The organism is Veillonella sp. (assembly GCF_015058545.1).
Classification (GTDB): Bacteria; Bacillota; Negativicutes; order Veillonellales; family Veillonellaceae; genus Veillonella_A.
The window spans coordinates 1-12,593 of sequence record NZ_SVCB01000062.1 but is presented as its reverse complement, the minus strand read 5'-3'; the positions used below and the strand labels follow the sequence as shown (position 1 = coordinate 12,593).

Below are 12,593 nucleotides of genomic sequence, written 5' to 3'. Positions count from 1 at the left end.
ATTATTATGACCATCGGGATTAAAGCAATCCTGGCGCCGTTGACGGCTAAACAGGTCAAATCTATGAAGGGCATGCAGAAATTGCAGCCTAAAATGAAAGAGATTCAGAATAAATATAAGAATGATCCTCAGCGTGCACAACAGGAAATTGCTAAGATGTACAAGGAATTAGGTGTTAATCCTTTATCCGGTTGTTTACCGTTATTGGTGCAAATGCCATTCTTAATTGCTATTTTCTACGCGTTGCAAGGCTATCCATATGATCCTGCATACGAAAGCTTCTTATGGTTGCCAAGCTTGGGTGAAGCGGATCATTTGTATATTTTACCTGTATTAAGTGCTCTTTCTACATTTGTAATGAGCAAACAAACTGCGCAAGATGCTACCGGTGCTGGTGCCGGCCAACAGAAGATAATGCAGATTTTCATGCCTTTATTCATTGGTTATATCAGCTTGAATTTCCCAAGCGGTTTGGTTATTTACTGGGTTGTATCAAACGTATTCCAAATGATTCAGCAATTCTTTATCTATCGCAACGATAATAAGGAGGCTTAATTATGGATTATATTGAAGTTTCAGCAAAAACGATTGCTGATGCCGTTGCCAAAGGCACCGAACAGCTTAAAGCTGACGGTAAGGTTGTAACCGATACGAAAGTATTGGAACAACCTTCCAGCGGTTTCTTGGGTATTGGTCGTCGCGATGCGTTAGTGCGTTTATATTTTGAAGAAGCTCCGTTGACTGAAAAAGTCGCTTTTGCGGCTGAAAAAGCAGCTGCTGATATGCAAGAAGCAGCGCAGACTAAAGTTGCGGAAGCAAAATCAGCAGTAGCCGATGCTTCTGAATTTGTGCAGGAAAAAGTAGCTGACGCTAAAAGCACGGCTGTAGAAGTAGCCGAAGCAGCACAGCAAAAATTCAATGAAGTAGCGGAAGTGGCTCAACAAAAAGCCGGTGAAGTTTCTGGATTGGCACAGCAAAAATTCGGAGAAGTGAAAGAACAAGCTGCCGAACTGGCTGAAAAAGCACAGCAACATTTAGGTGAAGCAGCTGATGCGGCACAAGCAAAAATTACCAATGCGAAAGCACAGGCAAAAGATGTAGCGGTTGATGTAAAAGACACTGTAGCCGATAAATTAGCTGATGCTAAAGAAACGGCGGAAGATGCGGCAACTACCGTTGCAGCGGCTGTAAAACCGCAACGTGAACCGGTTTCTAAAGAAGAACAGATGGAAATTGCCAATAAAGGTAAACAGTTCTTACAAGATATGTTTAGCAAAATGGGCTTATCCGTTCAAATCGAAAAAATGATGACGGCTGAGAAAATCACATTCCAGATTCATGGTGAAGAATTAGGTATTTTAATCGGCAAACATGGTCAGACCTTGGATGCCATTCAATACTTAACTAACTTGGTGGCTAATAAAGAAGTAGCCGGTCATTGCCATATCGTCGTGGATGTAGAAAATTATCGCTCTCGTCGTGAAGAAACATTGGTTAATTTGGCAAAACGCCTTGCCTCTAAGGTAAAACGAAATCGTCAAAAGATTTCCTTGGAACCGATGAGTGCATTCGAGCGTAAAATTATTCATTTAACGCTCCAAAACGAAGTACATATTGTGACTGATAGTGAAGGTGAAGAACCGTATCGTCACGTAGTCATTGCTTATAAACGATAAGCTATGTGCGAGTCATAAAACCCGATCTATGATCGGGTTTTATTTTTACACAAGGGAGAACACCATGTACACAGAAGATACGATTGCTGCCATTGCGACGCCACCCGGCATCGGCGGGGTTGGCATTATTCGCGTCAGTGGCACTCGTTGCTTTGAAATAGTTGGTTCTGTTTTTAAAGCGCAGGGAACCGTACCTTTAGAAAAACGGCCGAATCGAACCATTCAATATGGTCATATTATAGATCCTCAGAAACAAGATGAAATTCTGGACGAGGTCCTTGTTTTAATAATGAAAGGTCCAAAGTCGTTTACGGCGGAGGATGTCATAGAAGTACAGTGCCACGGCGGGATTATCGTGGTGCGTGAAATTTTGAAATTATTGCTTCGTCAGGGGGCTCGCTTAGCCGAGCCGGGTGAATTTACGAAACGGGCGTTTTTAAACGGTCGCATCGACCTTACTCAGGCGGAAGCTGTTATAGATATTATAGAGGCAAAATCGGAACAATCTTTGGCTGTAGCGGTAAAGCAGCTGGATGGCACTTTGGCGGGGATGATCCGCACCATCAGAGAGCAGTTGATAGAGTTAATCTCACATCTGGAAGTGGCCATCGATTATCCGGAAGAAGATATTGAAGAACTCACGATGGATGAAACGGCTGACAAATTGCGGCCTATTTTAGCTAAAATTAATCAATTATTGGCTACGGCTAACCGCGGGCGCTTATTGCGTGATGGCATTATGACGGCTATTGTGGGACGTCCGAATGCCGGTAAGTCGAGCCTTATGAATGCTCTTTTGCGTGAAAACCGTGCAATCGTTACGGATATTCCGGGCACCACCCGTGACAGCATTGAAGAAGCCATTACTATCGAAGGAATTCCGGTTCGCTTGATTGATACAGCCGGTATTCGTGAGACCGATGATATTGTGGAAAAACTCGGTGTGGATCGCGCTAAAGAGTATTTGGATAAAGCTCAAATCGTAGTGTGCGTTATTGATGCATCGGAGCCCATGACGGCGGAGGAAGAAGCTATTTTACGTGAAGCTTCTCATAAGAATACTATCGTATTCCTCAATAAAGCCGATAAGGGTGCGGTTATTACGGCCGATACGGTGGCTCAATACGGTCAATTTGCCGCTATTGCACCGATTAGTGCTGCTAACGGTGAAGGTATGGATGTATTGGCTGATGCGGTCAAAGAACTCGTTTATGGCGGTACGGTTCAAAATGAATCATCCGCTATGCTCAGCAATGTACGCCATATTACGCTGATGGAGCAGGCTAAATCGCAGATTGAACAATCTTTGCATAATATTGAGTCCGGCTTGCCGGTTGATTTTATCGTTACTGATGTACGCACTGCTTGGGAGCAACTGGGGGATATTACGGGGGACAGTTTGCGCGAATCCTTAGTAGATGAATTATTCAGTCGTTTTTGCTTAGGTAAATAAAATAGTATAAATTTCAAAATTGACTATTTTGCTTAAGTAAAACTTTTGGTAATTTCTTGGTTGTCATATAGGTTTTTGCTTAGACAACTGAATTTGCTTATAATGTAAATTACAGACCTCAAATGAGGTTGGTATAAAATTACTGAACAGTAGTGCCTCGAGAGAGGGATAGGAGATAGTATGTATACAGTAGATACGTATGACGTCATTGTCATCGGTGGCGGTCATGCCGGTTGCGAAGCGGCCTTGGCTACAGCCCGTATGGGTCAGCGCACGCTTATGGCAACTCTTAATTTAGATAATATTGCTTTGATGCCTTGTAATCCGGCCGTAGGTGGTCCGGGTAAAAGTCATTTGGTGTATGAACTGGATGCGTTAGGCGGTCAAATGGCTATTAACGCGGATGCTACAGCCATTCAGATGCGTATGCTGAACATGGGCAAGGGCCCGGCCGTGCATTCCTTGCGCGCTCAGTCCGATAAAGTAGCCTATCAGCGTTTGATGAAAGAAACTCTTGAAAATACGGATAATCTGAATGTAAAACAGATTATGGTAAACGAACTTCTTATCGAAGATGGTGAAGTAAAAGGTATTTTGAGTGAACTTGGCGAAGTGTATGAAGCGAAAGCTATCATTCTTTGCACCGGTACTTACTTGAAAGGTAAGATTATTCTTGGTGAATTGACCTATACCGGCGGTCCTAACGGTCAGCGTACAGCCGAATTATTGTCTGACTCGCTTCGTAAAAACGGCATTGAATTGATGCGTTTTAAAACAGGCACGCCGGCTCGTGTGGATAAACGTTCTTTAACTTTGGATCACATGGTAGAACAGCCGGGCGACAGCAAGTACCGCGCCTTCTCTTTCATGTCCGATTGGACCGACCGCAATGAACAGATTTGCTGGCTTACCTACACTACGGAAGAAACCCATGATATCATTCGCGGCAACTTAAACCGGGCACCGATGTATACCGGTATCATTGAAGGTACGGGCCCTCGTTATTGCCCATCCATTGAAGATAAAGTAGTTCGTTTCAGTGATAAAAACCGTCATCAACTCTTTGTAGAACCGGAAGGTAATCACACAAATGAAATGTACGTACAGGGCATGAGTACAAGCTTACCAATCGACGTGCAGTATCAATTCTTGCGCACCATTCCGGGTCTTGAAAATGTAGAAATCATGCGCCCTGCTTATGCCATTGAATATGATTGCTTAAATCCGTTGCAATTGACGCCGGCTCTTCAAGTAAAACACATTAAAGGTTTGTATTCCGCCGGTCAGGCTAACGGTACGTCCGGTTATGAAGAAGCGGCTGCTCAAGGTCTCATGGCCGGTATTAATGCGGCTTTATATTTGCAAGGTAAAGAACCGTTTATTTTGTCCCGTTCCGAAGCCTACATCGGTGTCTTAATTGATGACTTGGTAACGAAAGGTACTAAAGAACCGTATCGTATGATGACGAGTCGCAGTGAATATCGTTTATTGCTTCGTCAGGATAATGCGGACCTTCGTTTGACTGAAAAAGGTCGTGAAATCGGCCTCGTATCAGATGAACGGTATCAGCGGTTCTTGAATAAAAAATCGTTAATCGAAGAAGGTGTAGCAGCCTTACGAGCACGAAATATTAACCCAACCAAAGAAGTGCAGGCACTCTTGGAATCTATGGGTACCGCTCATATTAAAACCGGTATGACTGCCTATGATTTGGTAAAACGTAATGAATTAAGCTATGGCGATGTGGCTGATGCCTTTGATTTAAAACGTTACAGTCCTGATGTAGAAGAAGAAATCGACATTATGATTACCTACGAAGGCTATGTTAAAAAGCAAATGGAACAGGTAGAAAAAGTTCGCAAGTTGGAAGAAAAGATTATTCCTGCCGATTGGGATTATGATTCCATGAAAGGCATTTCTTTGGAAGCAAAGCAGAAATTAAATACTATTAAACCTCATTCCATCGGCCAAGCCAGTCGTATTTCCGGTGTATCACCGGCGGATGTGTCGGTTTTATTAATCCAATTAGAACAATATCGTCGTGAACAACAACAGTAGGAGGGGCTATGAACTTTACCGATAATTTGGCGATTCAATTAAAGGCGGCCGGTTTCACGGCTACAACCGATCAATTAAGTCAATTCACGACCTATTATGAAATGCTTATTGAAACCAATAAGTATCTCAATTTGACGGCCATTACGGATCCGCACGAAGTAGCGGTGAAGCATTTTGTAGACTCCCTCACAGCTTTGGATGATAAGGCGCTTATATTTAAAGAAGGGGCCAAACTTCTTGATTTGGGAACGGGCGCCGGTTTTCCCGGTATACCGCTCGCTATTATGCGTCCTGATTTAGAAATTGTATTATTCGATTCCTTGCAAAAACGACTTAATTTCCTCAGTGATGTTATATCAAAATTGGGATTACATAAGGTAACAACATTACATGGTCGAGCGGAAGATATAAGCCATGATTCGGCGCATCGTGAAGCGTACGATCTCGTGACCAGTCGGGCGGTGGCGCGCTTGCCGGTACTGCTCGAATGGGCTTTGCCGTATGTAAAACAAAATGGGTATATGGTAGCTTTAAAAGGCGCCGCCTATGAGGAAGAAATGGCCGAAGCGTCGAAAGCGTTGAAGATTTTAAAAGGAAGCATTGAACAGGTAAAACCGGTACAATTGCCAACGCTCGATGATAAGCGGGCTATTATTTATATTAAGAAAACAGGTGTAACACCTAAGTTATATCCTCGTAAGCCAAAGGATATTAAGACTAAGCCTTTAGTTTAAAAACTTAATATTGATAAGATAAAGTTCTTACTGCATGTATAAAATCGGTAAGATACAATAAAACTACCCCTTGTTAAAGGTTTAACCTATAACCAAGTACATTTGATATGTATATGTTTACAGGCCTTTAGCAAGGGGTTTTTTATTGACATCAAAAGGTAATAAAGGTAACATATTTTTATGTGTTGGCCATATTTGTTGATTATAGATTATAGGCAAAATCTATAATAGTTTTTTATATAGATTATAAGTGCAGATGGCTGAAAATTTTTGCGAAAGATGATGAGAGGAGCGAGGCGTATGGCTATTTACAATGGTCGTTTACCACAGATAGATGTGGCAGAAACAATACGATATGCGGGCTTACGCCAGGCAACAGATTTTCCTAAACAATATGTAACCGATGCTTGTTTGGAAGTGCAATTGGTGGCGGAACCGAAGGGTGTTTATGAAGTTTATGACTATGATGCCGCTACGGGAACGATAAAAAGTAATCCGCCCCTAATCGTAGAAGGCAGTTCGATTCGCAAACATTTAGAAAAAGCGGACAAAGTATATGTTTTGGCTGTTACCATTGGGGAAGGTGTAGAGCTGCGCAGTGCTGAGCTTTTTAAAGAAAATAATTATACCTTAGGCTTGTTAGTCGATGCGGCTGCCACAACGGCGGTTGAACAGGTTGCGAATCAAGTGAATGACTTAATTGAGAAAGAAGCAGCTAAAGCGGGTTATACTACGACATGGCGATTCAGCCCCGGTTACGGTAATTGGAATCTGAATGTGCAAAAAGATTTAGCGGCCATTATTGGGACGAGTCATATAGGACTTGAAGTAACGGACACATTCTTGCTGTTTCCACGCAAATCGGTAACAGCTATTATAGGTTGCATTCCCAAAGGGGCTCTTGATTGTGAAAAAAACGGTGATGTACGCCCGGGGATTAAACGGGGTTGCAGTTCCTGCAGTCAGGTTAACTGTGCATCACGCAAAGTGTAGTTAAGAAATTAAAGTAGGTATAGCCGGTTGGATAATTAAAGAAAGTATAGTAATTTCGGAAGCTTAATAAGGTAAAGCAATTACAGTAATTTTAATAGATAATATATGAGTTAACAGGAACAGAGAGAGGCGATAGGTATGTATATATTTGACGGTGCTATGGGCACTATGCTCCAACAATCGGGCTTAGTGGAGGGTGAATGTCCCGAATTATTTAATGTGGAACATCCGGAGGTAGTAACGGGGATTCATGCGGCCTATTTAAAAAACGGCAGTGATATCGTAACGACTAATACCTTTGGGGCCTGTGGTTTAAAATTGGCGGATTACGGTTTGGAACATCGTGTGGCGGAAATTAATGCCGCCGCCGTTAAGGCAGCTAAAAAGGCGATTGCCCAGGTAAAACCGTCAGCTAAAGTAGCCGGTTCCATGGGGCCTACCGGCCAGTTCATAGAGCCGTTGGGACAGATTTCTTTTGATGAAGTTTATGATACTTATTATGAGCAGGCCTTAGCTTTAATTGAAGCGGGTGTGGATTTCATAATCATTGAAACAATTATAGATGTGCAGGAAATGCGTGCCGCCTTATTGGCTGCTCGTGATGCTCGTGAAAAATTAAATAAAACTAAAGAGGACGTTAAGATTATTTGTCAATTTTCCTTCAGTGAAGACGGTCGTACTATCACCGGGACACCGCCGGAAGTGGCAGCTATTTTAATGGATGCCATGGGAGCCGATGTGGTAGGTATTAATTGTTCTTTAGGACCGGAACAGCTTATACCGTTAGTCGAACGCTTAGCTTCGGTTACTAACTTACCGATTAGTGCTCAGCCAAATGCGGGTATGCCGATGCTGGTTGGTCGGGAAACGGTATTCCCTTTATCGCCGGAAGAAATGGGTTCTTATGTACCGGCCTTACTTGATGCAGGGGCAACCTATGTGGGTGCTTGTTGTGGCAGTACACCTTTACATATTAAGGCCATCGCTGAAGCGGCCGGTAATCATACACCTAAAGAACGAGCTGAAATTGCACCGTTTACGGCCTTTACCAGTCGTACCGGTTTTGTTAAAGTGGGGCATACGGAAAAGCCGATTATTATCGGTGAACGTATTAATCCGACCGGTCGTAAAGTATTGGCCAAAGAAATTAAAGAGGGCAGCTTTGCCATGGTAAAACGTGATGCTTTGGCACAAGTGGCAGCCGGTGCGGATGTATTGGATGTTAATATGGGCGTGCCTGATGTAGATCCGGCGGACATAATGAAACGGGCTATTATGGAACTCAGTATGCTCGTAGATGTGCCCCTTTCCATTGATACTATGGATGCGGCTGCGATGGAAGCGGGGTTAAAAATGTATCCCGGTCGTCCTTTGATTAACTCTGTAAATGCGGAACCGGAACAATTGGCCCAAGTATTGCCTTTAGCAAAACGCTATGGGGCAACCCTTTTATGTTTACCATTGGGCCGTGGTGATTTGCCGGCTACGGCGGAACAAAGAGTGGAATTGGCTAAAGAAATTGTACTTGCCGCCTATGAGAATGGTCTTCGTAGTCAGGATTTATTATTAGATCCGCTTGTATTAACTTTGGCAAGTGGTCAGGACAGTGCGGTACAAACACTTCGCACCTTGGCGATGTATAAAGAAACATTCGGCTTTCCAACCGTTATGGGCTTATCCAATGTATCCTTCGGTTTGCCGCAGCGACCATATTTAAACAGCCAATTTTTGACTATGGCTTTATCTCATGGTTTGACGGCACCAATTCTTAATCCTTTAAATGCGACTGTAAAAAAAGCCTTTGTGGCAGCACGAACATTACTCGGTTTTGATCCGGCCGCGGCTGAATTCATTGCTGATTACGGCTTGGACGAAGAAGGTACAGTTACAAGTTCTGCTTCTAAAAAAGTGGCCACGGTTTCTTTTAACAGTGATGATCCTTTAGAAAATATTCAGCATGCTGTTGAACAAGGGGAAAAAGAATTAGTTATTGAATTAGTAGAAAAGGCGTTGGCTGATGGTGTTGATCCTTTGAAAATAACAAAACATGCCTTGTCGGAAGCGATGAATGTGGTGGGGGAAAAATTCGGCGCCGGTAAAGTCTTTTTACCACAGGTAATGTTGGCTGCCGAAGCTATGCAAGGTGCTTTCCAAACAATTAAACGTGTGTTACCGGACTCCGGCGGCATAACTCGAGATACGGTTATAGTGGCGACTGTTAAAGGTGATATTCACGATTTAGGAAAAAACATCGTAGCAGCTTTACTCGAAAATAACGGTTACCGTGTAGTTGATTTGGGGAAAGATGTGGATCCGGAAGAAATTGTAGCGGCCGTTAAACGTGAAAATGCTACGGTCGTAGGGATTTGTTCACTTATGACAACAACGATGCCTATGATTGATGTGACGATTGAAGCTATTCGCGAAGCAGGTTTACCGGCTAAGGTTCTTGTGGGCGGTGCCGTACTTACACAGGAATATGCTGATAAGGCAGGGGCTGATTCGTATGCCAAAGATGGGATTACGGCCGTTAATATTGTAAAAAAACTGCTTGGAGACGACTGATAATTTCTTTACTTATTATCAGCTATCGTTAAATATGTCGAGGCTAGTATTAGTAAGCCCGGCATTATAATCGACTGGTAAAATTTGCTTAATTATAAGAGAGAGTTGGGGATTTAGATGGTTACATCATTACGTGAAAAACATAAAGCCGGACAATTTACCATTACGGTTGAATTGGACCCGCCGAAAAGTGCTTCGGCAAATAAAACTTTTAAGGAAGCGGCACAACTTTTAGATAAAGTGGATGCTATTAATATTGCTGATTGCCCGATGGCCAAACTTCGCATGAGTCCGATTGCTTTGGCTCATTTAATTAAATATCGGGCACAGATTGATACCATATTCCATCTTACCTGTCGTGACAGAAATATTTTAGGATTGCAGGCAGAACTCTTAGGGGCTGCTGCTTTGGGCGTTAATAATATTTTAACCTTAACCGGTGATGAACCTTCGAGAGGGGACCATCCTGATGCAAAACCGGTTTTTGAAGTGGATTCTATGGGCTTATTGAAAATAGCTCACACTTTAAACAGCGGTTTTGACTTGGCCGGTAATGAACTTGAAGTGCCAACAAATTTTTACATTGGCACAACAGGTAATCCGGGGGCTGATGACTTAGAAGAGGAAAAAGCTAAAATAATTCGCAAGGTAGAGGCGGGTGCTAATTTTATTCAGACGCAACCGATTTATGATTTAGAAAAGGCTAAACGTTTTATTGACATGGTAGCTCCTTTAGGAATTCCGGTTATGTTAGGGCTCATTCCTTTGAAAAGTTTTAAAATGGCCACATACCTTCATACGAAGGTACCAGGAATTTCATTGACGGAAGATATATTAGACCGTATGGAAAAAGGCGGCAAAGAGGCAGGACTTGAAATTGCCTTGGAAACATTGCTGGCCATAAAGAAAGTAGCTCAAGGTGTTCATATTATGCCACTCAATGATATACAGACTGTTTTATATCTGATTGACCATGTGTAATAAAATTCCTTTGCTAAACTTACCAAACTTATTTTAATTGAATGACAAAAAAACGATTCGTTATTAAGGTGACGAATCGTTTTTTGTTTCACGTGAAACAATGTGAATGATATTTAATTTTCACCGTAAATGTTTCACGTGAAACATTTTGTTGGGTTTTAAAATTATAGGGGGATTGTTTCACGTGAAACATTAATGCTCGAATTATAGAACTGATGCGGGAGGAATAAAATTAATGTTAGAATTTTAAAATTTGAAGATGAGTTGGATTGTTTCACGTGAAACAAATCGCCACGCAATTAAATGTGCGTATTGTTTTGAATTTAATGTAACATCGCTTTATAAACAAAGAAAAATTCAATTGTTTCACGTGAAACAATTTTTAAAAAATGATTAAAATGTCCTATTTTACAAGTTTTTATTCGGGGAGTATGGTATAATATTTTTGTGTATTTGTATTAAGAAAATGAGGTGAGCCTGTGGGAAGAATAATAGCCATAACAAATCAAAAAGGTGGAGTCGGCAAGACGACCACATCGGTTAATTTAAGTGCTTGTATTGCGAAATTAGGCAAAAAAGTGCTGCTTATTGATATGGATCCACAGGGAAATGCCTCAAGCGGACTTGGCATTGATAAAGATAATTTAGAGCTTTGTATTTATGATGTTTTAATCAATGGCATGACGATGAATGATGTTATCGTGCCAACAGCTCTTAAGAAGTTGAAGATTGCACCTGCATCCATAGATTTGGCCGGTGCCGGTGTTGAATTGGTAAACTTACCAAAGCGCGAGCATATTTTGAAAAAGGCGTTAAAAGAAGTAAAAGATGACTATGATTTTATCTTCATCGATTGCCCGCCATCACTCGATTTGCTCACCCTTAATGCGCTGACTGCCGCTGATGGTGTATTGATTCCGATTCAAAGCGAATTCTATGCACTGGAAGGAGTTAGCCAGTTGATTAATACCGTTAACTTGGTTAAAAAATCCTTGAATGAAAAACTTGAAGTTGAAGGTGTATTGTTAACCATGTTTGACGGTCGTACTAATTTATCGATTCAAGTGGCGGATGAAGTTAAAAAATTCTTCACCACTAAAGTGTATAAAACTATCATCCCTCGGAATGTGCGTTTAAGTGAGGCTCCCAGCTATGGCGAACCAATCATTATTTATGATCCGAAATCTAAGGGGGCCGAAGTGTATATGAAATTAGCCAAGGAGGTCATCAAAAATGCCTAGAGACAGTAAGAAAAAAGGTGGTCTCGGCAGAGGTGTACTTTCCTTGCTGCCGCAAGATGAGCCGAAAACTGCATCGGCGGCCACAGCTGATATTGATGAAGCCGCTAAAACGGGAATTGTTGAATTGCCATTAACGGAAATTGAGCCTAATCCGAATCAGCCGCGTCGTAATTTTTTAGAAGATGAAATGGCAACATTGGTGGAATCGATTCGTCAGTATGGTGTGATTCAACCTATCGTAGTTTGTAAAATGGATGATAAATATCAAATAGTGGCGGGCGAACGCCGTTGGCGTGCTGCCCAGCTGGCGGAACTTACGACCATACCGGTTGTCATTAAAGATTACAGTATGGAACAGATTACGGAAATCGCCTTAGTGGAAAACTTACAGCGTCAAGATTTGGACCCTGTAGAAGAGGCATATGCGTATAAGCGCCTTATGGATACGTTTAAAAAGACGCAAGAGGCCATTGCCACTCGCTTGGGACGCAGTCGTTCTCATGTGGCCAATATGGTGCGCCTACTGCAGCTGCCGGATTTTATTCTTACAGAATTATCACTTGGCGATATTTCTATTGGTCAAGCCAGACCACTATTGAGTTTAAAAAATAAAGAATTACAAAAAGAAGCATTAAAGCTAATTAAAGAAAAAGAATTAACGGCTCGCCAGGTGGAAACATTGGTGAAGCAAATGCTTGACGGCACCTATGGTAAACAGGGCAAAGCAAGAACGAAAGCTCAGCAAACAGCTGAGTTACGGGCTATTATGGATCGCTTAAAAGTGAGTCTCGGCATGCCCGTAGATATTAAAGTTAAAGCAGGTAATAAGGTACAAGGGAAAATGGAGATAGCCTTCCGTAGTGAAGAGGAGTTAAACTATCTCATAGATTAT

10 protein-coding genes are annotated in these 12,593 nt (G+C 42.1%); all 10 read left to right on the top strand.

What is annotated here, in order from left to right; genetic code table 11:
* On the top strand, positions 1–555 hold a 555-nt coding region (locus E7204_RS03935; protein WP_295181745.1), incomplete at its 5' end, for a YidC/Oxa1 family membrane protein insertase.
* A 2-nt stretch (positions 556–557) separates the two neighbouring features.
* Positions 558–1,676, top strand: coding sequence for an RNA-binding cell elongation regulator Jag/EloR (gene jag, locus E7204_RS03930; protein ID WP_295181743.1), 1,119 nt, complete (start codon positions 558–560; stop codon positions 1,674–1,676).
* Between the two features lie 64 nt (positions 1,677–1,740).
* Positions 1,741–3,129, top strand: a complete 1,389-nt coding sequence (gene mnmE / locus E7204_RS03925; protein ID WP_295181741.1) for a tRNA uridine-5-carboxymethylaminomethyl(34) synthesis GTPase MnmE — start codon at positions 1,741–1,743, stop codon at positions 3,127–3,129.
* A gap of 180 nt (positions 3,130–3,309) precedes the next feature.
* Positions 3,310–5,187: a tRNA uridine-5-carboxymethylaminomethyl(34) synthesis enzyme MnmG gene (gene mnmG / locus E7204_RS03920; protein ID WP_295181739.1), complete on the top strand. Its 1,878-nt coding sequence runs from the start codon at positions 3,310–3,312 to the stop codon at positions 5,185–5,187.
* Between the two features lie 8 nt (positions 5,188–5,195).
* Positions 5,196–5,921 (top strand): 16S rRNA (guanine(527)-N(7))-methyltransferase RsmG, encoded by a 726-nt coding sequence (gene rsmG, locus E7204_RS03915; RefSeq protein WP_295181737.1) that lies wholly within the window; start codon positions 5,196–5,198, stop codon positions 5,919–5,921.
* Positions 5,922–6,221: 300 nt separating this feature from the next.
* Positions 6,222–6,914, top strand: a complete 693-nt coding sequence (locus E7204_RS03910) for a vitamin B12 dependent-methionine synthase activation domain-containing protein (protein ID WP_295181735.1) — start codon at positions 6,222–6,224, stop codon at positions 6,912–6,914.
* 138 nt (positions 6,915–7,052) lie between these two features.
* Positions 7,053–9,479 carry a homocysteine S-methyltransferase family protein gene (locus E7204_RS03905; RefSeq protein ID WP_295181733.1) on the top strand — a complete coding sequence of 809 codons (2,427 nt, stop codon included), beginning with the start codon at positions 7,053–7,055 and terminating at the stop codon, positions 9,477–9,479.
* 117 nt (positions 9,480–9,596) lie between these two features.
* Positions 9,597–10,460 carry a methylenetetrahydrofolate reductase gene (locus E7204_RS03900; protein WP_295181731.1) on the top strand — a complete coding sequence of 288 codons (864 nt, stop codon included), beginning with the start codon at positions 9,597–9,599 and terminating at the stop codon, positions 10,458–10,460.
* Between the two features lie 479 nt (positions 10,461–10,939).
* Positions 10,940–11,701: an AAA family ATPase gene (locus tag E7204_RS03895; RefSeq protein ID WP_295181729.1), complete on the top strand. Its 762-nt coding sequence runs from the start codon at positions 10,940–10,942 to the stop codon at positions 11,699–11,701.
* Positions 11,694–12,593 (top strand): ParB/RepB/Spo0J family partition protein (locus E7204_RS03890; protein ID WP_295181728.1); only part of this gene is annotated, 900 nt, incomplete at its 3' end. The genes E7204_RS03895 and E7204_RS03890, both read left to right, overlap by 8 nt.

Excerpts from the sequence above, each read along its gene's own strand:
- mnmE (WP_295181741.1), top strand. The coding sequence starts at position 1,741 with ATGTACACAGAAGATACGATTGCTGCCATTGCGACGCCACCCGGCATC.
- rsmG (WP_295181737.1), top strand. The coding sequence starts at position 5,196 with ATGAACTTTACCGATAATTTGGCGATTCAATTAAAGGCGGCCGGTTTC.
- mnmG (WP_295181739.1), top strand. The coding sequence starts at position 3,310 with ATGTATACAGTAGATACGTATGACGTCATTGTCATCGGTGGCGGTCAT.
- E7204_RS03905 (WP_295181733.1), top strand. The coding sequence starts at position 7,053 with ATGTATATATTTGACGGTGCTATGGGCACTATGCTCCAACAATCGGGC.
- E7204_RS03910 (WP_295181735.1), top strand. The coding sequence starts at position 6,222 with ATGGCTATTTACAATGGTCGTTTACCACAGATAGATGTGGCAGAAACA.
- jag (WP_295181743.1), top strand. The coding sequence starts at position 558 with ATGGATTATATTGAAGTTTCAGCAAAAACGATTGCTGATGCCGTTGCC.
- E7204_RS03900 (WP_295181731.1), top strand. The coding sequence starts at position 9,597 with ATGGTTACATCATTACGTGAAAAACATAAAGCCGGACAATTTACCATT.